The sequence below is a fragment of the Frateuria sp. genome (assembly GCF_035944355.1).
Lineage (GTDB): Bacteria > Pseudomonadota > Gammaproteobacteria > Xanthomonadales > Rhodanobacteraceae > Frateuria_A.
Map to the genome: position 1 here is coordinate 234,799 of NZ_DASZBH010000016.1, position 19,927 is coordinate 254,725.

A 19,927-nucleotide genomic window follows, 5' to 3' on the forward strand; every position below is an offset into this window, starting at 1 on the left:
CAGCGCCGGTAGCGCCAGGTGCGGCAGATGGCGCAGGTGCCAGCGGCGGAACAGATACTCCAGCACGAAGACCGCACCCAGCAGCAGGTAGGCGCCCGCGTGCATGTAGCCCTGGACCCACGCCAGCGGCACCGGCCATGGCGAGGGCAGGCCCAGCCGCGCCAGGATGCCTCCGGGTACCTGGCAGAACAGCATGGCGCCCAGCACCAGCGCCTGCCCGCCCAGCAGCGTGGCCCAGAACGCGGTGAGCCGGCGCGCATAGCGCGCGATGCCCGGCATCGCCAGCCGCGGCGTGCCTTCGATGGCCTCGATGAACTGCGCGACGAGCGGCTGGCGCCCGGCCCGCAAGGTGCGGCCGAACAGCCAGGCGAGCAACACGTTCAGCAGCAGCGGCACCGCGTCCAGGGCGAGCGCCGCGAGGCCGCGCGCGGCAAGCCAAGCCAGGCCGCCGAGCAGGCCCAGCCACGCCAGCCATGCGCCCGGCCGGCCGGCGCGCAGCGCCGGCCACAGCAGCAGGCCTGCCAGCAAGGCGGACGCAGCCAGCGTCAAGGCTTGCCAATGGGTGAGCGCGCCGGCGACGGCCAGCAGCGGGTAGGCGAGCAGCAGCGGCAATGGGCGCGTTTGCGCGTGCCGGGTCTCGGACATGGCGTGCGCGTGCATCAGCAGAGGTGGGCGGGATGATCCGCGCAGGAACCTGTCGAAGGCGTCATTGCCGCGCGTGCACGCCCGTTCAGGCGGCGCGGCTCTGCTCGATGTGCGCCGCGAGCGTGGCCAGGCTGGTGAAGATGCGGCGGTTGTCCGGGTTGTCCGAGCGCAGCTGGAACCCGTAGCGTTTGGATACGGCGAGCGCGATCTCCAGCGCATCGATCGAGTCGAGCCCGAGGTCGCCGCCGAACAGCGGTGCGTCCGGATCGATCTGCTCGGCCGTCAGCGAATCGAGATTCAAGCTCTGGACGATCAAGGTGGCCAGCTCGTGCTGCGCCGCGGTCTGTTCTGCCATTGCGTAGTCCGTACCCCATGTGTGCCTCCCCCCGGCGGCAGCGGGCGCGGAGTGTAACATAGCGGCCTTTATTCCCGGTTCCGCGACGCATGGCTGAAGCTTGCGAAAACACCCTGGCCGAGGCCGTGCCGCCCCGTCGCGCGCCACGGGTCACCTACCGCGGCGGCGGGGCGGCCTGGGCCTTGGCCGAGGCCGGCACGCTGGCGGTGTTCGGATTTGGCGCCGGCGCGCAGGAGATGGAAGATCCCCGCTACCTGAGGATCGAGCTGGAATGTTTCGATGCGCCCGGGCCGCTGGAGGTGTGGCAGGTCGATGCACCGGTCGAGCACGGCTGCGATGGCGCGGTGCGCTGGGCGCGCGGCGGCGGCTGGCTGTTTGCCGGCATCGAGCTGGACGAGAGCGACCACGGCGGCCCACGCGCTACTGCGCGGCACGCCTATGAAGAGCTTCGCTGCGTGGTCGGGGCGCACGCCGAGCGCCATGTGCTGCGCGTCTGGAATTACCTGGCTGCGATCAACCAGGGCGAGGACGACGCCGAGCGTTACAAGCTGTTCTGCGACGGCCGCGCCGCCGGCATGGGCGACTTTTTCGCCGACGGCTTCCCCGCCGCCACGGCGATCGGGCACCACGGAGCGCGACCGGTGTTGCAGGTCTACCTGCTCGCCTGCGACCAGCCCGGTGAGCGGGTGGAAAACCCGCGCCAGGTCAGCGCCTGGCGCTACCCCAGGCAGTACGGCCGCACCCCGCCCAGCTTCGCCCGTGCGATGGCCTTGCCGGCGGCCGACGTGCTGGCGATCTCCGGAACCGCCGCGGTCGTGGGCCATGCTTCGACCCATGCCGACGACCTGCATGCGCAACTGGCGGAAACCTTCACCAACCTCGACACCCTGCTGGCCACCGCAGGCATGGCCGAGGGCTTCGACACCCATTCGCCGTTGAAGGCGTACGTGCGCCATCCGGCCGATGCCGCGCAGGTGCGCGAGTTCATCGCCCGCCGCCTGCCCGGCGTGCCGGTACTGCTGCTGCACGGCGACATCTGCCGGCGCGAGCTGTTGGTGGAGATCGACGGCTGGCGCTACGCCTGATCGCGCGCCAGCGCGGCATCCGTCGCCCGCGGCAGCTGCGGCAGCAACTCGGCCACGCAGTCGTCGGCCGTGCGATGGGCGGTATCGATGCGCAGCGGCGGGTGGTCCCACGGCGCGTAGTCGCGTGCCGACACCCGTGCCCAGTCCGGCAACTCGAGGCCGGCGATATCCGCTCGCCGGGTTTCCACCCGGCGCCGGTGCTCGATGGCGTCGGAGCAGCAAACCTCGATCTCGACCAGCCGCGCCTGGGCGCCAGCGGCCGTCGCCCGCCATCCACGGCGCGCCTGCTCGACCGCGTTGACCGCATCGGCGATCACCACGTGGCCGAGTGCGAGCTGGTCGCCGGCCAGGGCCATCGCGATGGCATAACCTTCCTCCTCGGGTGCGATGCCCGCGTGGCGCAAGGCCTGCTCGATCGTGTCGATGCGCAGGTGCACCGCGCCGGTGCGCGCCGCCAGCGCCCGCGCCAGGGTGGTCTTGCCAGCGCCGGGCAGGCCGGCCAGCACGATCAGCAGGCCGCTCACTTGGGCTTTTTTTGCGGCCGCTGCCAGCCCTCCAGGCTGATCTGGCGGCCGCGTGCGATGGTCAGCGTATCGGCCGGCGCGTCATGGGTAACCACCGAACCGGCACCGATGGTGGCGCGGGCGCCGATCGTCAGCGGGGCCACCAGCGCGGCGTTGGAACCGATGAAGGCGCCATCGTCGATGGTGGTGACGTGCTTGTTGGCGCCGTCGTAGTTGCAGGTGATGGTGCCCGCGCCGACGTTGACGCCCGCGCCGATCCGCGCGTCGCCAAGATAGCTGAGGTGATTGGCCTTGCTGCCCTCGCCCAGGCGGGCCTGCTTGGTCTCGACGAAGTTGCCGATGTGCACGCCGGCGGCCAGTTCGGTGCCGGGGCGCAGGCGTGCGAACGGGCCGATGGCGCAGGCGCCACGAGTGACGACGCCTTCGAGGTCGCAATGGGCGAGCACCACGGTGCCGGCGGCCAGCTCGACGTCCTTGAGCCGCACGAACGCGCCGATGCGCACGTCGTCGCCCAGCACGACGCGTCCTTCGAGGACCACGTCGATGTCCAGTTCCACGTCCATGCCGGCATCGACCGTGCCGCGCAGCTCCAGTCGGCGCGGATCGGCGATGCGCACGCCGGCGAGCATCAGCTCGCGCGTCGCGCGGCGGCGGTGGTGGTCCTCCAGCTCGGCCAGCTGCACCGGGTTGTTGGCTCCGGCCGCCTCGACGGGATCGGCGCATTCCACGCAGGCGGCCGGGCAGCCCTCGGCGGCGGCCATCGCGAACACGTCGGTGAGGTAGTACTCGCCCTGCGCGTTGTTGCGGTCCAGCCGGGCGATCCACCGGGCGAGCGCTGCCACATCGCCGGCCAGGATGCCGGTATTGACCAGGCGGATCGAACGCTGGGCGGTATCGGCGTCCTTCTCCTCGACCACGCCGGCGACACGGCCGGATGGGTCGCGCAACACGCGGCCGTAGCCGTGCGGGTCCTCCAGCGCGGTGGCAAGCAGGGCCAGGCCCGAGGTCTGTGCGAGCGGTGCGAGCGTGCTGGCGCGCAACAGCGGTACGTCGCCGTAGAGCACGAGCACGCGCGCCTCGCCCGGGATGCCTGCAAGCGCCTGTGCGAGCGCATGGCCGGTACCGAGGCGCTCGGTCTGTTCGACCCAGCGCAGGTCCGCTTCCTGGGCGAAGGCGGCGCGCAACTGGTCGCCGGCATGTCCGTAGACCACGTGGATCGCGAACGGTGAAAGCGCGCGCGCCGTGTCCAGCACGTGCGCCAGCAGCGGGCGACCCGCCAGCGGCATGAGCACCTTGGGCTTGCGCGATTTCATCCGCTTGCCCTCGCCGGCGGCGAGGATCACGACGTGCAGGGGCGTGGCTGGCATCTTCGACCCATGGTGAGGTGGCAGGCCGGCGAGGATAGCAGCGCTCGCCTGAGCGGACGGATCAGTCCTTCTTCGCGGGCGCGGGCTTGAGGTCCTCGAGCTTGGGCGAGTAAGCCTGGACGAAGGCGTTGTGCAGCACACCGACGATCGCGCCCCAGGTGCTGATGTCCTTGTTGTCGATGCGGCCGCTGATCGGTATGCGGGTGGCGAACTGGTCCTGCTGGTGGTTCTTGAACAGCGAGGTGATGCCCTGCGCGAGGGCCTCCCAGGCGATACGCAGCGGGTTCTGGTGTTCTTCCTCTACGTCCTGCTTCCAGCTGAAGATCTGCACGTCGTGCAGCAACGGCTTGGCATAACCGTCGAGCGCGCCGTCCTTGGCCTCCAATTGCATCACGAAGGTGCCGTGCCCGCCGGCAAAGTCCAGCTTGGCGTAGGCGCGGGCCAGGTCGTTGAGGCGCGTCAGCTCGATGTCGTTCACGCGCAGGGCGAAGGTGAAGTCCAGCAGTTGCGGCGCGAGCGGGTCGAAGCTGGCCTTGGCGGTCAGCGGAGCGTTGCCAAGTACCTTGGCGGTGGCATCGAGGTCGGCTACGCGCCGGCCTTGGCTGCGGTCGGCGTTGGTCAGGTTGACCACGGTGGCGTCGACGTCGGTCATCTTCAAATCGACCTTCGGCTTCGATACGAAATTGTGGAAGGTGACCTGGCTGCGGCGCACGCGCACCTCGTCCAGCCGGATCGGCAGCAGCATTTCCAGCTGCTGGCGCCAGTCCACGCCCTTGCCGGACTGGCCGGAGGCCTTGCCCTCGCCATCGACGAAGTTGAGGCTGGCCTGGTCGAACTCGACGCGCCCGCGCACGGTGCCGTGGGTCAGCGCGCGCCAGCTCAGAGCGATGTCGGTGGTGGCGGCGGAGAAGAACGGCACCGGCACCTTGCCGGTGACCTTGTCGATCCGCAGGGCGTCGATGCTGTAGGCGCCGCGCCAGAGATGGATGTCGATGTCGGCGATGTGGCCGTGGTAATCGCCCATGTGGTCCATCTTGCGGTTGAGGTAGTCCTTGACCACATAGGGTAGGGCCAGTCGCGCCGCCACCAGCAGCGCGACGATGGCCAGCACGACGATCAGCGTGCGGCGGGCGACGTGTCTCATGCGCGCTCCTGGCAGCCCAGCTCGCCTTGAGTCTAGGCGCGCAAGTGTGGGCGCCGTGTCCAAGGCGGCGCGATCAGCGGGCCGCCTGCTCCGGACCGGACGTCACTGCGGTATGGCCGTGCTCGCAGCGGAAGGTGAAAACGTAGTCAAGGCTGAAGGGCTTGGCCTCGCTGTCCACCGGGTGGCTGGCGCCGTCTGCGTCGGCAGCCCAGCGGGTGATCGTGAGCGGGGTGTAGCGCCAGCCCTGCACGGCCTGGCGTACGGCGTCGGCGAAAGGGCTTAGCGCCTGCGGCGGGCTCATCCGCACTTCATCGACGCTGCCCCGTGCGTCAACGATCACCCTTGCCGGCAGTTCGACCCGCGGCTGGCAGGTGGCAAGCATGGCATCGGGGTAGGTGGGTGCTGGGTGCGCCTCGAGCGTGGCGCCTATGGCGATCTGCCCCATCGCCAGGTGGTAGTGCGCCAGGCCAGTGCCTTCGGCGGCGCGGTAACTGGCCGAACCGAAGCCAGGTTCGGCGGGCGGCCTCGATGCCGTGTGAGCACAGCCGGCCAGCAGCGTGGCGGCTGCGAGCAGAGTGATCGCGCGGGTCATGGTCGTCCCTCCTGGATGCCGTGGGACAGCCTAGCGGGCAGGGACGCAAGTACCAAGTTCGCAGGAGAGGCTCTGCCTCCTCTTTCCTCCCGGGAGAGGACCGCGGTGAGGGGTTGGGGCTCGCGGGAAGCTTGGCGAGCGGCAACTTGGAAGCCAAGTCCTTTCGCAACAGTGGCCTCTCACGCCAACCCTCTCCCCGGAGGAGGAGCTAAAAGAGCAGAAACGAAAACGCCGGCGCGAGGCCGGCGTCTTTCGTCAGGCCAGGAAGCCCGTCAGTGCTTGAGGTTCCTGCGCAGGCGCTCCAGCGCCTGCAGCTGGGTCAGCGCGGCGACCAGCTTGGCCTGCGCCTCGGCCACGTCGATGGCGTCGGAGCGGTTGGCCAGCGCGTCCTCGGCTTCCTTTTTGGCGGCCAGCGCGGCGGCTTCGTCGATGTCCTCCGAACGCAGCGCGGTATCGGCCAGTACGGTGACCGCGTGCGGCTGCACTTCCAGGATGCCGCCGCCGGTGATCGAGATGTCTACCTTCTCGCCGCCGGCCTCGGTCACGACGACCTTGCCCGGCTTGAGGCGGGTGATCAGCGGGGCGTGGCGCGGGGTGATGCCGAGCTCGCCCTGGTCGCCGGTGGCGACGACCATCGTGGCCTCGCCCGAGTAGATCGCGGCTTCGGCGCTGACGACTTCGACGCGGATGGTGGTTGCCATGGGTTTGTCTCGCTGTGCTCGACGGGAACGGGAACGGGGAACGGGGAACGGAAGGCCCAGGCTACGGCGAACTACACGTTCCCCGCTCCCTGTGCCCCATTCCCCGCCTTTACATCAGGCCGCCTTCTTGGCGGACATCTCCTCGCCCTTCTTGATCGCCTCGTCGATGCCGCCGACCATGTAGAACGCCTGCTCCGGCAGGTGGTCGACGTCGCCGTCCACGATCATCTTGAAGCCGCGGATGGTCTCGGCCAGCGAGACGTACTTGCCCGGCGCGCCGGTGAACACTTCGGCCACGTGGAAAGGCTGGCTGAAGAAGCGCTCGCACTTGCGCGCGCGCGACACCACCTGCTTGTCTTCCTCGGACAGCTCGTCCATGCCCAGGATCGCGATGATGTCCTTGAGCTCCTTGTAGCGCTGCAGCGTGCCCTGCACGCGGCGGGCGACGTCGTAGTGCTCGGCGCCGATCACGTTCGGATCGAGCTGGCGACTGGTCGAATCCAGCGGGTCCACCGCCGGATAGATGCCCAGCGCGGCGATGTTACGCGACAGCACCACGGTGGCGTCCAGATGGGCGAACGTCGTGGCCGGCGACGGGTCGGTCAGGTCGTCCGCGGGCACGTACACGGCCTGGATCGAGGTGATCGAGCCGGTCTTGGTGGAGGTGATGCGCTCCTGCAGCACGCCCATTTCCTCGGCCAGGGTCGGCTGGTAGCCCACCGCGGAGGGCATACGGCCGAGCAGCGCGGACACCTCGGTGCCGGCCAGGGTGTAGCGGTAGATGTTGTCGACGAACAGCAGCACGTCCTTGCCCTTGCCGGACGCGTCCTTCTGGTCGCGGAAGTACTCGGCCATGGTCAGGCCGGTCAGCGCCACGCGCAGGCGGTTGCCCGGCGGCTCGTTCATCTGGCCGTAGACCATCGCCACCTTCGACTCGGGCAGGTTGTCGAGCTTGACCACGCCCGCGTCCTGCATCTCGTGGTAGAAGTCGTTGCCCTCGCGGGTACGCTCGCCCACGCCGGCGAACACCGACAGGCCCGAGTGCTGGGTCGCGATGTTGTTGATCAGCTCGAGCATGTTCACGGTCTTGCCCACGCCGGCGCCGCCGAACAGGCCGACCTTGCCGCCCTTGGCGAACGGGCAGACCAGGTCGATCACCTTGATGCCGGTCTCGAGCAGCTCATTGGCCGCGGCCTGCTCGTCATAGGTCGGCGCTTCGCGATGGATGACCCAGTGGTCTTCCGCGTTGATCGGGCCGACCTCGTCGATCGGGTTGCCGAGCACGTCCATGATGCGGCCGAGCGTGGCGCTGCCGACCGGCACCTTGATGCCCTCGCCGGTGTTGCGCGCGACCAGGCCGCGACGCAGGCCTTCGGTGGAGCCCAGCGCGATGGTGCGCACGACGCCGTCGCCCAGCACCTGCTGGACCTCCAGCGTGATGTCCATGCCGTCGATCTTCAGTGCGTCGTACACCTGCGGCACCTGATCGCGCGCGAACTCGACGTCGATGACCGCGCCGATGATCTGAACAACTTTGCCCTGGCTCATGGATGTGCTCCGGATGGATTCTTTCAAGTTTTCGTTACAGCGCCGCCGAAGCGTCGCTCTATCTAAGAGTGCAACCATGGATGGTTGCTTTTTGATCTTGCCGTGCGATCACGGATGATCGCCTTGATTCAACCGCGGCCATGGATGGCCGCTTCTCGACTTGCTTCTGCAGGCATGGATGCCTGCACTCATACAGCCGCGGCACCGCCCACGATTTCAGAAATTTCCTGGGTGATCGCCGCCTGGCGCGCCTTGTTGTAGCTCAGGGTCAGCTCGGCGATGACCTTGTTGGCGTTGTCCGAGGCGCTCTTCATGGCGACCATGCGCGCGGCGTGCTCGCTGGCGAGGTTCTCCAGCACGCCCTGGTACACCACCGACTCGATGTAGCGACCGAGCACGTGCTCCAGCACCGCCGCGGCGTCCGGTTCGTAGATGTAGTCCCAGTCGTGGGTCTGCTCGAGCGTGATGCCGGCGTAGGCGTTGTCGCCCGAGGCCTGCTGCGCGGCCAGCTCGGCCGCGACCAGCGGCAGCGGCAGCAGCGCATCGACCATTGGCTTCTGCGTCATGGTGTTGACGAAGTCGTTGTAGGCCAGGAACACGCGATCCAGGCCGTTGGCCGCATAGGCGTCCAGCACGACCTTGATCACGCCGACCAGTTGCTCGAGCTTGGGCCGCTCGCCCAGATGGCTGACGCTGCCGACCAGGTTGACGCCCTTGATGCGGCGGAAGAACTGGATCGCCTTCTGGCCGATGGCGACCACGTCGACCTGCGCGCCCTTGTCCTGCCATTCGCGCACGGCCGGCAGCACGCGGCGGAACAGGTTGGAGTTCAGGCCGCCGCACAGGCCGCGGTCGGTGGAGATCACGATGAAAGCCACGCGCGCGACGTTCTCGCGCTCGAGGAGGAACGGATGCTTGAAGTCCGTGTTGGCCTGGGCCACGTGGGCGATCACCCGGCGCATCATCCGCGCGTACGGACGCGAGGCCTTCATCAGGTCCTGCGCCTTGCGGATCTTCGAGGCCGAGACCATCTCGAGCGCACGCGTCACCTTGCGCATGTTCTGCGTGCTCTTGATCTTGGTTTTGATTTCGCGTCCGCTTGCCATGGGTCTCGCTCGCTATGCTTGCTCGGGGGAACGGGGACTGGGGAACGGGGAACGTGGAGTTCGGGCTGCACTTGCCGCTATCCGCATGTTCCCTGTTTCCGTTCCCTGTTCCCGGGCTGGTTCACCAGGAACCGGTCTTCTTGTATTCGTCCAGGCCGCTCTTGAAGACGCCCTCGATCTCGCCGTTCCAGTCGCCGGTGGCGACGATCTTCTTCATCAGTTCCGCGTGGTTCTGATGGAAGAACGCGTGCAGGCCACGCTCGAAGTCGAGCACCTTGCCGACCGGCAGGTCGTCCAGGTAGCCCTTCTCGGCGGCATACACCGACAGCGCGAGCTCGGCGATCGACAGCGGCGCGTACTGCTTCTGCTTCATCAGCTCGGTCACGCGCTGGCCGCGGTCGAGCTGGGCGCGGGTGGCCGGATCCAGGTCCGAGGCGAACTGCGCGAACGCGGCCAGCTCGCGGAACTGGGCCAGCGACAGCTTCACGCCGCCGGAGAGCTTCTTGACGATCTTGGTCTGCGCCGCACCACCGACGCGCGACACCGAGATACCGGCGTTCACGGCCGGACGGATACCGGCGTTGAACAGATCGGTTTCCAGGAAGATCTGACCGTCGGTGATCGAGATCACGTTGGTCGGCACGAATGCGGACACGTCGCCGGCCTGGGTCTCGATGATCGGCAGCGCGGTGAGCGAGCCGGTCTTGCCCTTGACCTCGCCGTTGGTTTCCTTCTCGACGTAGGCCTCGTTCACGCGCGCGGCGCGCTCGAGCAGGCGCGAATGCAGGTAGAACACGTCGCCCGGGTAGGCTTCGCGGCCCGGCGGGCGCTTGAGGAGCAGCGAGATCTGGCGGTAGGCCACGGCCTGCTTGGACAGGTCGTCGTACACGATCAGCGCGTCTTCGCCGCGGTCGCGGAAGTACTCGCCCATGGCGCAGCCGGAATACGGTGCGATGTACTGCAGCGCGGCCGACTCGGAAGCCGAGGCGACGACCACGATGGTGTTCGCCAGCGCACCGTTCTCTTCGAGCTTGCGCACCACGTTGGCGATCGACGAGCGCTTCTGGCCGATCGCGACGTAGATGCTGTAGATGCCGGAATCTTTCTGGTTGATGATCGCGTCGATCGCCACGGCGGTCTTGCCGGTCTGGCGGTCGCCGATGATCAGCTCGCGCTGGCCGCGGCCGATCGGGATCATCGAGTCGATCGCCTTGTAGCCGGTCTGCACCGGCTGGTCGACCGACTTGCGCCACACCACGCCCGGCGCGACCTTCTCGATCGGCGAGGTCTTCTTGGCGGCGATCGGGCCCTTGCCGTCGATCGGGTTGCCCAGCGCGTCGACGACGCGGCCGAGCAGCTCGGGGCCGACCGGCACTTCGAGAATGCGACCGGTGGTCTTGGCGGTGTCGCCTTCCTTGAGGTGCTGGAACTCGCCCAGCACCACGGCGCCGACGGAGTCGCGCTCGAGGTTCAGCGCGAGCGCGTAGGCATTGCCCGGCAGCTCGATCATTTCGCCCTGCATCACGTCGGCCAGGCCGTGGATGCGCACGATGCCGTCGGACACGCTGATGATGGTGCCTTCGTTGCGGGCCTCAGCGCCGAGCTTGAACTGCTCGATGCGGCTCTTGATCAGTTCGCTGATCTCGGACGGGTTCAGAGTGGTGCTGGACATGGTCGCTTTCCTGAATTTGGGAATGCTTTTTCAAGCGTCCGACCCCATGGCCGGCTTGCTCTAGGTTTTTTTTCAAACTCGGCCACGGATGGCCGGTTCTGCTTTCGCGGCACGGATGCCGCGTCTAATCAACTGATCAGCGCAGAGGCGAGGCGCTGCAGGCGACCGCGCGCGGAGCCGTCGATCACCTCGTTGCCGGTGTCGATCACCACGCCGCCGAGCAGCGCCGGATCGACCTTCGCTTCCAGCTCGATCTCGCGCCTGAAGCGGCGCTTGAGCGACGCCTTCAGCTGTTCGGCCTGGGCAGCGTCCAGCGCCCTCGCGCTGGTCACCTTGACCTTCAGCTGCGAGCCAGCTTCACGCTTGTGGTCCTCGTACAGCTCGGCCACTTCCGGCAACAGTGCCAGGCGGCGCTGTTCGGCCAGCGTCTTGAGGAACTGCGCGAAGGCGGTATCCGCGCCCATGCCCTGCGGCAGGTGCAGCGCCACCAGCTGCGCCGGCTGCACGCGCGGGTCGCCAACCAGCGCGGCCACGCGGGGGTCCTTCGCCACCGCAGCGGCGAAGGCGAACGCCTGCGACCATTCGCCGAGCGTGCCGGCCTCGTGCGCCAGCTCGAAAGCGGCGCGCGCGTACGGACGGGCGAGGGTGATTGCCTGGGCCATGGTCAGATCTCGGTGGCGAGCTGGTCGAGCAACGCCTTGTGCGCGGCCGGATCGATCTCGCGCTGCACGATCTTGGCGGCGCCCTGCACGGCGAGCGCGCCGACTTTCTCGCGCAGCTCCTCGCGGGCACGCTGGGCCATCGAGGCGATGTCGTCCTGCGCGCTGGCCTTCAGGCGGTTGATCTCGCCGATGGCGTCGGCGCGGGCCTTGTCCAAGATCTGGTTGGCCTGCTGCTGGGCGCGGTCGATGATCTCGGCCGCCTGCTGGCGCGCCACCTTGATCTCGGCGGCGACCTTGCTGTCGGCATCGCGCAGCTCGGCGCGGGCGCGCTCGGCGGCGTCGAGGCCTTCGGCGATCTTGAGCTGGCGCTCTTCGATGGCCTTGTTGATGTGCGGCCAGATGAACTGGACGGTGAACCAGATCAGGATCGCGAAGGCGATCATTTCGCCGATCAAGGTCGCGTTGAAATCCATCGCTGCGTTACCTGTTAAATGCGGGGTGGTACGGATACGGGCGCCGCTGGCGCGGGCGCCCGTAGGGGAGCGGCGCGCAGGCGCCGCCTCGTGCTTACTTTGCCGTCAGGGCCGACAGCAGCGGGTTGGCCACGGCGAAGTACATCGCCAGCGCCACGCCGATCAGGAACGCCGCGTCGATCAGGCCGGCCAGCAGGAACATGCGGCCCTGCAGCAGCGGCACCAGCTCAGGCTGGCGAGCGGCGGCTTCGAGGAACTTCGAGCCCATGACGCCGATACCGATACAGGCGCCCAGAGCGCCCAGGCCGATGATCAGGCCCAGCGCGATGGCGGTGAAACCCTGGATTTGCGCGATTTGAACGATAGCTTCCACGACGATCTCCTCAGAAAGAAAAGCTTAGTTGTTCGATGAAAAAGAACTGCAGGTCAGTGGTGGTCGTGAGCCATCGAGATGTACACGACGGTCAGCACCATGAAGATGAAGGCCTGGATCGAAATGATCAGGATGTGGAAGATGCCCCACACGGTGTAGCCGATGATGCCCATGCCATACAGCGCCCAGCTGCCGGCAGTGAACAGCCCGGCAATCAGCATGAACACGAGCTCGCCGGCGTACATGTTGCCGAACAGTCGCATCGCAAGGCTCACCGGCTTGGAGAGCAGCTCGACCAGGTTCAGCGCGAAGTTGGGGATCCACAGCAGCGGATGCTTGCCGAACGGCGCAGTGAACATCTCGTGCATGTAGCCGCTGAAGCCCTTGGCCTTGAAGCTGTAGAAGATGATCAGCAGCAGTACCGTGAGCGACATCGCGAAGGTCATGTTGATGTCGGCCGTGGGCACGGCGCGGAAGTGGCCGAGGCCGAACTTCGCGGTGATCCAGGGCAGCAGGTCGACCGGCAGCAGGTCCATCGCGTTCATCAGGAACACCCAGACGAACACGGTCAGCGCCAGCGGACCGAGCACGCGACGGTCGCCATGAAAGACGTCCTTGACCTGGCCGTCCACGAACTCCAGCACGATCTCGACGAAGGCCTGGCCTTTGCCCGGCACGCCGGCGGTGGCCTTGCGCGCCTTGGCCCAGAACCACAGGCAGAACAGCACGCCGAGCACCAGCGACACGGTGACCGAATCGATGTGCACCGCCCAGAAGCCTTCCGGACTCGTATGCGGAGTCAGGTGCTTGAGGTGGTGGGAAATGTATTCGGTAAGACCGCCCTGCGGCTCGCTTGCCATGTGTCAGCCCTTGAATCGAAACGCCAGCAGATGAACCGCGTAAGCAGCCGCCAGCCCCGTGATGGCGGCCAGCGGCGGCAACTTCAGTTTGATCAGGATCACGCCCATCCCTCCGATGACCGCGATCCACTTGAGGACCATGCCCACCAGCAGCCGGCCCAGCGCCATGCCCGCTCCATGCATCCCGGCGAAGGCCCGCGCGCCAAGCAGCGCGTTGCCCAGCGCCATGACGAGGGCGCCTGCAGCAGCCGCCAAGGCTTCACGGCGTCCCTGCACCAGGAAGATGAGGCCGACCAGCGCTGCCGCGGCGGCCTGCCACATCACGATGCGCAGGGCCAGGCGACGACCGGAGGCAAGACTGTTGAGCACGTGTGTTCCCGCGCGGCTTCGCACCAGGCGTCACCCTTGCAGCTACGGGCCACGATCCAATCCGCAAAAGTATATCAGCCGGGCTTTTGGACCGACAAGCCGCGCAGCCGCGACATCTTGTCATGTAGGCGTCGACGTTCACTTTTCCGGCGCGCAAATTCTTGCCGATGGCACACAAAAAAAGGCCGGACTTGCGAAGTCCGGCCCAGGGAGCGCGTCCCGGCGGGGAGGGATGCTGGGGACGCGGGCAGAACCCTACTTGGCGGCTGCCTTGCGGGTGGCTGCAGCCGTGGCCGCAACCGCGTCATTGGCGGCCTGCAGCGGCTGCACCAGCGCACCGAGCGATTCGGCGGTCTGCCGGCCGACGGCGGCCAGGCTTTGGGTCAGGGCCACGGCCTGTTCGGTCTGTGCGCGGCTGAGCGCAACGCCCTTGTCCCACAGGCCGCGCAGGCCGTCGGCGTCGCGCAGTTCGCCCGCGGCGAGCAGGAATTCGGCGGCCGAGCGGGACTGCTGCTCGAGCGTGCCCAGCTGCAGGCCGGCGGCCTGCTCCAGGCCCTTGAGCACGAGCGCCTGCGCCTTGAAGGCGCTGTCGGCGAACTGCCTGGCATAAGCGAAAACTTGAGTGTCGATCTGCTGCGTCATGGCTTGTCCCTCACGGGAGTTGGGAGTGAAGCAAGCCTAGCAAAGCATTTTGTGCAATGCAACAAGGATCGGTTGTGGGCTAGCCCGCCAGGGCCCGCGACTCATCTTGCACTGCGTCAGAAACTGGCTCGGCTGCAACTGGCGCCGGAAGTGCAGGTCTCGTGCACCACCACCTTGTCCAGCCCGGTCAGGCGAGGCTCCAGGCGACGGAAGATCCAGCGCGCCAGCGTTTCGCTGGTGGGATTTTCCAGTCCCTCGATCTCGTTGAGGTAGTGGTGGTCCAGTTGCTCGAACAAGGGTGCGAAGGCCGTTTTGACATCGGCGAAGTCCATCACCCAGCCCAGCGCCGGATCAGGCTCCCCTTCGACATGGATCTCGATGCGGAACGAGTGCCCATGCAGCCGGGCGCACTTGTGGCCGGCCGGCACGTTGGGCAACCGATGCGCCGCCTCGATCTGGAAAACCTTATGGATATGCATGGCGAGCGATTGTGGGTCGGCCCGCGACAAGACAAGCGCGAAAACCGAAAGCGGGAATAGGCGCCGCGCCGCAGGCATTGGTGGCTATGGGTGGACTCGAACCACCGACCCCAGCATTATGAGTGCTGTGCTCTAACCGGCTGAGCTACATAGCCAAGGGCATCGCTGGCCAGGTGCGCCAACGGAGCCCGGCAGTGTAATTGGCGGGTCGGGCCGGTTCAAGCCTCTTCGCTTTCCCGCGTCGCGCGCGTTATGGTTGAATCCGCGCCGAAGCCGCTGCATTCGCGGCATGCCGGCCCAGGAGGCGACATGATCGACGCGGATGGCTATCGCCCAAACGTAGGCATCGTGCTGCTCAACGGCGACGGCCGGCTGTTCTGGGCGCGGCGGGTCAATCACGACGGCTGGCAATTCCCGCAGGGCGGCATGCGCAGCGACGAGACGCCGCTGGAGGCGATGTACCGCGAACTGGCAGAGGAAACCGGGCTGGCGCCCGAGCACGTCGAGGTGGTCGCCAGCACCCGCGGCTGGCTGCGCTATCGCCTGCCCCATCGTTACGTGCGCCACCACCAGCACCCGACCTGCATCGGCCAGAAGCAGGTGTGGTTCCTGCTGCGCCTGGTCGGCGGCGAGGATGCCTTCAGGCTGGATGCCTGCGACAAACCGGAATTCGACGTCTGGCGCTGGGTCGATTTCTGGTATCCGGCCGAGCATGTGGTCAACTTCAAACGCCAGGTCTACGAGCGCGCGCTGCGCCATTTCGCTCCGCTGGTGGAGGAGTTGCTGAGCGTCCAGCTGGGCGCGCAGCCGCGCGTCGCCGGCGGTGGCGGATCGGGCGGCCGCGCCGTGGCCTGATCCGATCTAGTTGACAATCATTCGCATTTGGGCTGCAATGCGCGGCATGTACATCTGCCTCTGCAATGCCGTCACCGACGGCGACATCCGCCGCGCGGCCGCCGACGGCGTGCGCACCTTCGCTGAGCTGCAGGCGCGCACCGGTTGCTCGGACTGCTGTGGCTGCTGCGAGCCCGAGGCGCGCGCGACACTGGATGCGGCGATGGCCCAGGTGGCCTTCCCGCTTCCGCTGCTCACCGCCTGACCGCCCGCCGGGCGTCGAAACCGCAACCCGTTCGCGTGCCCTCCGGTCCCCGGCCGTATAGTCGCCGGTCAAATGCAACCGGAGACCTCCGATGAAAGGCGACGCCAAGGTCATCGAGTACCTCAACAAGGTGCTCTACAACGAACTGACCGCGATCAACCAGTACTTCCTGCATTACCGCATGTTCAAGGACTGGGGCTACGACGAGCTGGCCGGGCACGAGTACAAGGAATCGATCGAGGAGATGAAGCACGCCGATCGCCTGATCGAGCGCATCCTGTTCCTCGACGGCCTGCCCAACCTGCAGCACCTGGGCAAGCTTCGCATCGGCGAGAACGCGCTCGAATGCATCCAGGGCGACCTCGACCTGGAGCTGGCCGCCGCGATCGATCTGCGCGCCGCCATCGCGCACAGCGAGGGCATCGCCGACTACATCAGCCGTGACCTGTTCAAGACCATCCTGCACGACGAGGAAGAACACATCGACTGGCTCGAGACCCAGCTGAACCTGGTCAAGGACATCGGCGCCGAACGCTACCTGCAGAGCAAGATGGGCTGACTGCGCGTGTGGGCTGGGCCGGAAAGGCCTGGCGCAGGTTCGGTGCAAAGCGTGCAGCCGTTCCTTGACGCTCTCGTCACGCTGACGCTATACCGGACCTCCGTGCCGTTCCGGATATCCCCATGGCTTCACGCCCACCACCGCGCTTCGTCGTGCGCCCGCATGACGAAGCCCGCCTGCGCCGTCGCCGGCTATGGCTGGGGGCCGCTTGGCTGGCCAGCCTGCTGCTGACGGCGCTGGTCGTCGGTACGCTGGCCTGGCGCACCACGCCTGCTGCGGTCGACCGGCGCGAAGCAAGGCAGTTGGCGGAGCAGAACGACGCACTCGAGCAGCAGCTCGCCAACCTCCGGCGAGCCCAGCAGGTCACCGAGATCGCCACCAAGTCGCTGCGCGGCACGCTTGCCGAGCGCGAAGAGGAAATCAACGGATTGCGCGCGGACCTCGGCTTCTATTCGCGCCTGGTCGGTGGCAACGCCCAGCGCGAGGGATTGAAGGTGCAGGAGGTACAGTTGCGGCCGGTGCCCGGCGCGCATGCCTGGAACCTCGCGCTCAGCCTCACCCAGAACGCCAAGCGCGGCAGCGACGTCAGCGGCACGGTCACGCTCGGTGTGGAAGGCGTACGCGGCGACAAGGTGGTGGCGCTGGACTGGCCGCAGCTCGGCGATGCGGCGCAGAAGGACGGCCTGCTCTTCCGCTTCCGCTACTTCCAGCAGCTGCACGCCACTTTCATGTTGCCGGCCGATTTCAAGCCGACCCGGCTGCGCATCCACGTCCGAGCCGAAGGCGAGGATGGCGTCGACCGCACGGTCGCCTGGAGCGATGCGCTCTCGGGCAACCTCACGACCATCGAAGGGGGAAACTGACATGCTCAATCGTCGACGCGGCGACCGCGCCGCCAGCACCAGCAGCGACACCAGCCTGATCGCCCGCGGCACGGTGATCCGCGGCGACCTGCGCTTCAGCGGTGCGCTGCATCTGGATGGGCGCATCGAAGGTTCGGTGCTCGCCGAAGGCGAGGATGCCGTGTTCACGCTCAGCGAGCAGGGCCAGGTGCAGGGCGAGATCCGCGTGCCGCACGCGATCATCAACGGCCAGGTGCAGGGCGACATCCATGCTGCCGAGCGGCTGGAGCTTGCCCCGCAGGCGCGCATCGCCGGCGACGTGTACTACCGCACGCTGGAGATGGCCGCCGGCGCCCAGGTCAATGGCCGCATGAGCCACCGCGTCGAGAGCGGCGCGCCGCGCGAGCTGCCCGCGCCCGGCGCGCACGAGGAGCCAGGGCTGGACGAAGCGGTGCCGGCCTGAGCGGACGCCTAAGCCAGGCGCTATCCTTGAGATCGCACCCTGGCAACCGCACATCCGCCGCATGGAAACCCTCGTCTCGATTCCCGATTACCGTCAGGCCGGCGCCCCGCTGGTCTTCACCGAAGCGGCCGCGCGCAAGGTGCACGAGCTGATCATCGAGGAGGGCAACCCGGCGCTGAAGCTGCGCGTCTACATCAGCGGCGGCGGCTGCTCGGGCTTCCAGTACGGCTTCACTTTCGACGAGGCCCAGGCGGAGGACGACTTCGCGCTGGACCGCGAGGGCGTCACGCTGCTGGTCGATCCGCTGTCGCTGCAATACCTCACGGGCGCGGAAATCGACTATGCCGAGAATCTCTCCGGCGCGCAGTTCGTGATCCGCAACCCGAACGCCAAGACCACTTGCGGCTGCGGTTCCTCGTTCTCCACCTGAGACGTGCCGATGGCTTGCACCAATGTCTTCGCCGGCCTGAGCCTGGTGCTGGATCGCATGTCCGAGCGTCGCGACCAGGACGCGTGGGTCGCCGAACAGGGCGCCCATGCCGGTGCGCGCTACCTGCTGCTCGACCCTTCCGGCGAAAGCTATCTGCTGCGCGATGAGGAAGGCTTGCGCTGGCTGAGCGCCGCCGAACGGCGTGAGTTGTTCGCCGACGCCGAGGTGAGCCTGCTGGGCATCGCGGACGAACGGCCGCATTTCCTGCTCGCGCTCGGCGAGGGCGAGCCGCTCGACATCCTGGAAGAGCGCCTGCATGCCCGACGCATCGGGCTGCGCGAAGCGGGCATGCGCCTGCCCGCCGACGAGGCCGGGCTGTTCGCCTACGCCAAGGGCCTGGCGCATTGGCAGCGCGAGACGCGGTACTGCAGCGGATGCGGCGCGCCGCTCAAGCGTGTTTCCGCAGGCCACCGCATGCAATGCACCAATGGCGCCTGCGGCCGCCTGCATTTTCCGCGCACCGACGCGGCGATCATCGCGATCATCGAACATGAAGGCGCCTGCCTGCTCGGTCGCCAGGCCAGTTGGCCGCAGGGCCGCTGGTCGACGCTGGCGGGGTTCGTCGAGCCGGGCGAATCGCTGGAAGACGCCGTGCGGCGCGAAGTGGCAGAGGAAGCCGGCGTGCGCGTGGGCGAAGTGCGCTATCACTCGTCGCAGCCCTGGCCGCTGCCGGCCTCGCTGATGGTCGGCTTCACCGGCACGGCGCTGGGGCGCACGATCGACCTGCGCGACGGCGAGCTGGCCGATGCGCGCTGGTTCACGCCGGAGCAGATCGTCGCGGGCCTCGCCGATGGCAGCTTCGCCACGCCCACCCGACTGTCGGTGTCCTACCAGTTGCTCGCGCACTGGCTGCGCGAGCGCGCGGGCCTCGAGCTGGATGCCCTCACGGCTGAGTGACCTGCGCCTTGGCACCGTGCGCGCGGCACTCCACGGGCTGAACGAAGTGCTTGGCCTACAATGGCAGGCATTTCCAGGAGCATCGACCGATGGCCTTGAGCCTGCTTGCCGTCCTGATCGCCCTCGGCCTGCTGCATCTGCTGCCGCAGCTTGTCCAATGGCGCGACGACAGCGTGTTCCGCGGCTGGGTACGCCAGCTGGACGACACGGCGGGCCGCGGCCGCGTGCTGATCACCCTGATCGTGCCCACGCTGTTGTGCCTGCTGCTGTCCGACCTGCTCGCCCGGGCGCCGCTGGGCGGCATCCTGCAGTTGATCTTCGCCGTCGCGGTGCTGCTCTATGGCCTGGGCCCGCATGCGTTCGAGGCGGATCTGGAGGCGGTCCTGCATGCCCCCGATCCGCTGGCCCGCGAGGCGGCCGCGCAGCGCCTCGCCGAGCCCGGCCAGCGGGTAGCCTGGAATGCCCATGCGCTGGGCCAGGCGGTGGCCATGGCGGCGCTGCGCCGCCGCTTCGGCGTGCTGCTGTGGTTCTTCCTGCTCGGGCCGGCGGGCGCGCTGCTCTACCGGCTGGCGCAGACGCTGGGGCGCGACGACACGCTCGCGCTGGACGCGGGCAGCGGCACCCACGCGCGCTTCGTCGCCAACGCGCTGGACTGGCTGCCCGCGCAACTGCTGGTGTTCACCCTGGCGCTGGTCGGCCATTGGGATGCGGTGATGGCCTCGTGGCGCCGTTGGCGGCAGCGCGCGGCGCCGACCAGCTGGTACGCTGACGAGCCCGATTTCCTCGCCGCGGCGGCCTGCGCGGACATCGACGTGGAAATCGAGGCGGGCGACGGCTACGTCCAGGAGCGCACCGACCCGCTGCTGGAACTGACCCGCATGCGCAGCGCCTTCCTGCGCGCGCTGCTGGCGTGGTTGAGCGTAGTGGCGCTGATCGTGCTGGGCGGCTGGGTGACCTGACCGCCCGGGCGGCTCGTTGGA

At 67.8% G+C, this 19,927-nt stretch carries 25 protein-coding genes, 1 tRNA gene and 1 pseudogene; 9 read left to right on the forward strand and 18 right to left on the reverse strand.

Going from position 1 to position 19,927, the window contains the following annotated elements; translation table 11 throughout:
* Nucleotides 1-252 precede the first annotated feature (252 nt).
* Both VGU03_RS15670 and VGU03_RS14005 read right to left on the reverse strand, forming a co-directional pair.
* A pseudogene (locus VGU03_RS15670) lies at nt 253-439 on the reverse strand (hypothetical protein); the annotation flags it as partial.
* A 291-nt stretch (nt 440-730) separates the two neighbouring features.
* Complete coding sequence (locus tag VGU03_RS14005; protein ID WP_327481546.1) at nt 731-1,000, reverse strand: phosphopantetheine-binding protein; 270 nt, start codon at nt 998-1,000, stop codon at nt 731-733.
* Nucleotides 1,001-1,089: 89 nt separating this feature from the next.
* On the opposite strand from VGU03_RS14005, the gene VGU03_RS14010 reads away from it, so the two are divergent.
* Nucleotides 1,090-2,085: a pteridine-dependent deoxygenase gene (locus VGU03_RS14010; protein WP_327481548.1), complete on the forward strand. Its 996-nt coding sequence runs from the start codon at nt 1,090-1,092 to the stop codon at nt 2,083-2,085.
* On the opposite strand, the gene VGU03_RS14015 is transcribed toward VGU03_RS14010, so the two are convergent.
* The 16 genes from VGU03_RS14015 to VGU03_RS14090 form a co-directional block, all read right to left on the reverse strand.
* On the reverse strand, nt 2,076-2,609 hold the full coding sequence (locus tag VGU03_RS14015; RefSeq protein WP_327481550.1) for an AAA family ATPase: 534 nt from the start codon (nt 2,607-2,609) through the stop codon (nt 2,076-2,078). The genes VGU03_RS14010 and VGU03_RS14015 overlap by 10 nt on opposite strands.
* Nucleotides 2,606-3,976 carry a bifunctional UDP-N-acetylglucosamine diphosphorylase/glucosamine-1-phosphate N-acetyltransferase GlmU gene (glmU, locus tag VGU03_RS14020; RefSeq protein ID WP_327481552.1) on the reverse strand — a complete coding sequence of 457 codons (1,371 nt, stop codon included), beginning with the start codon at nt 3,974-3,976 and terminating at the stop codon, nt 2,606-2,608. The genes VGU03_RS14015 and glmU overlap by 4 nt, the downstream gene beginning before the upstream one ends.
* Nucleotides 3,977-4,037: 61 nt before the next feature.
* Nucleotides 4,038-5,120 (reverse strand): DUF748 domain-containing protein, encoded by a 1,083-nt coding sequence (locus VGU03_RS14025; RefSeq protein ID WP_327481554.1) that lies wholly within the window; start codon nt 5,118-5,120, stop codon nt 4,038-4,040.
* Nucleotides 5,121-5,193: 73 nt separating this feature from the next.
* The gene (locus VGU03_RS14030) at nt 5,194-5,712 is read right to left on the reverse strand and encodes a hypothetical protein (RefSeq protein ID WP_327481555.1); all 519 of its coding nucleotides are present in this window, start codon (nt 5,710-5,712) and stop codon (nt 5,194-5,196) included.
* A 272-nt stretch (nt 5,713-5,984) separates the two neighbouring features.
* Nucleotides 5,985-6,413, reverse strand: coding sequence for a F0F1 ATP synthase subunit epsilon (locus VGU03_RS14035; RefSeq protein ID WP_327481556.1), 429 nt, complete (start codon nt 6,411-6,413; stop codon nt 5,985-5,987).
* Between the two features lie 114 nt (nt 6,414-6,527).
* The gene (gene atpD / locus VGU03_RS14040) at nt 6,528-7,961 is read right to left on the reverse strand and encodes a F0F1 ATP synthase subunit beta (protein WP_327473473.1); all 1,434 of its coding nucleotides are present in this window, start codon (nt 7,959-7,961) and stop codon (nt 6,528-6,530) included.
* A gap of 188 nt (nt 7,962-8,149) precedes the next feature.
* Nucleotides 8,150-9,067, reverse strand: a complete 918-nt coding sequence (gene atpG / locus VGU03_RS14045) for a F0F1 ATP synthase subunit gamma (RefSeq protein WP_327481558.1) — start codon at nt 9,065-9,067, stop codon at nt 8,150-8,152.
* Nucleotides 9,068-9,188: 121 nt separating this feature from the next.
* Entirely contained in the window at nt 9,189-10,739 is a 1,551-nt protein-coding gene (gene atpA, locus VGU03_RS14050; protein WP_327481560.1) for a F0F1 ATP synthase subunit alpha, read from the reverse strand.
* A gap of 128 nt (nt 10,740-10,867) precedes the next feature.
* A complete protein-coding gene (locus VGU03_RS14055) occupies nt 10,868-11,401 on the reverse strand; it encodes a F0F1 ATP synthase subunit delta (RefSeq protein WP_327481561.1) in 534 nt (177 codons plus the stop codon).
* Nucleotides 11,402-11,403: 2 nt separating this feature from the next.
* The gene (locus VGU03_RS14060; RefSeq protein WP_291196643.1) at nt 11,404-11,874 is read right to left on the reverse strand and encodes a F0F1 ATP synthase subunit B; all 471 of its coding nucleotides are present in this window, start codon (nt 11,872-11,874) and stop codon (nt 11,404-11,406) included.
* Nucleotides 11,875-11,968: 94 nt separating this feature from the next.
* Nucleotides 11,969-12,247: a F0F1 ATP synthase subunit C gene (gene atpE / locus VGU03_RS14065; RefSeq protein WP_291196641.1), complete on the reverse strand. Its 279-nt coding sequence runs from the start codon at nt 12,245-12,247 to the stop codon at nt 11,969-11,971.
* 53 nt (nt 12,248-12,300) lie between these two features.
* A complete protein-coding gene (gene atpB / locus VGU03_RS14070; RefSeq protein WP_327473484.1) occupies nt 12,301-13,107 on the reverse strand; it encodes a F0F1 ATP synthase subunit A in 807 nt (268 codons plus the stop codon).
* 3 nt (nt 13,108-13,110) lie between these two features.
* Nucleotides 13,111-13,476, reverse strand: a complete 366-nt coding sequence (locus VGU03_RS14075) for a hypothetical protein (RefSeq protein ID WP_327481562.1) — start codon at nt 13,474-13,476, stop codon at nt 13,111-13,113.
* A 255-nt stretch (nt 13,477-13,731) separates the two neighbouring features.
* A complete protein-coding gene (locus tag VGU03_RS14080; protein WP_327481563.1) occupies nt 13,732-14,118 on the reverse strand; it encodes a phasin family protein in 387 nt (128 codons plus the stop codon).
* Nucleotides 14,119-14,234: 116 nt separating this feature from the next.
* Nucleotides 14,235-14,597, reverse strand: a complete 363-nt coding sequence (queD, locus tag VGU03_RS14085; protein WP_327481565.1) for a 6-carboxytetrahydropterin synthase QueD — start codon at nt 14,595-14,597, stop codon at nt 14,235-14,237.
* A 78-nt stretch (nt 14,598-14,675) separates the two neighbouring features.
* A tRNA-Met gene (locus VGU03_RS14090) sits at nt 14,676-14,752 on the reverse strand.
* Nucleotides 14,753-14,906: 154 nt separating this feature from the next.
* Between VGU03_RS14090 and VGU03_RS14095 the strand changes: the two genes are divergently transcribed.
* From VGU03_RS14095 to VGU03_RS14130, 8 genes are all read left to right on the forward strand, one after another.
* On the forward strand, nt 14,907-15,452 hold the full coding sequence (locus VGU03_RS14095) for an RNA pyrophosphohydrolase (RefSeq protein ID WP_327481567.1): 546 nt from the start codon (nt 14,907-14,909) through the stop codon (nt 15,450-15,452).
* Nucleotides 15,453-15,489: 37 nt separating this feature from the next.
* Nucleotides 15,490-15,696 (forward strand): (2Fe-2S)-binding protein, encoded by a 207-nt coding sequence (locus VGU03_RS14100; RefSeq protein WP_414655967.1) that lies wholly within the window; start codon nt 15,490-15,492, stop codon nt 15,694-15,696.
* A gap of 91 nt (nt 15,697-15,787) precedes the next feature.
* The gene (bfr, locus tag VGU03_RS14105) at nt 15,788-16,255 is read left to right on the forward strand and encodes a bacterioferritin (protein ID WP_327481571.1); all 468 of its coding nucleotides are present in this window, start codon (nt 15,788-15,790) and stop codon (nt 16,253-16,255) included.
* A 122-nt stretch (nt 16,256-16,377) separates the two neighbouring features.
* Complete coding sequence (locus VGU03_RS14110) at nt 16,378-17,118, forward strand: DUF6776 family protein (protein WP_327481573.1); 741 nt, start codon at nt 16,378-16,380, stop codon at nt 17,116-17,118.
* A 1-nt stretch (nt 17,119) separates the two neighbouring features.
* Entirely contained in the window at nt 17,120-17,560 is a 441-nt protein-coding gene (locus tag VGU03_RS14115) for a polymer-forming cytoskeletal protein (RefSeq protein ID WP_327481575.1), read from the forward strand.
* Between the two features lie 61 nt (nt 17,561-17,621).
* Nucleotides 17,622-17,990, forward strand: coding sequence for an iron-sulfur cluster insertion protein ErpA (gene erpA / locus VGU03_RS14120; RefSeq protein WP_327481577.1), 369 nt, complete (start codon nt 17,622-17,624; stop codon nt 17,988-17,990).
* 9 nt (nt 17,991-17,999) lie between these two features.
* Nucleotides 18,000-18,947 (forward strand): NAD(+) diphosphatase, encoded by a 948-nt coding sequence (gene nudC, locus VGU03_RS14125; protein WP_327481579.1) that lies wholly within the window; start codon nt 18,000-18,002, stop codon nt 18,945-18,947.
* 89 nt (nt 18,948-19,036) lie between these two features.
* A complete protein-coding gene (locus VGU03_RS14130; protein WP_327481581.1) occupies nt 19,037-19,906 on the forward strand; it encodes a beta-lactamase induction protein in 870 nt (289 codons plus the stop codon).
* Nucleotides 19,907-19,927: the final 21 nt, after the last annotated feature.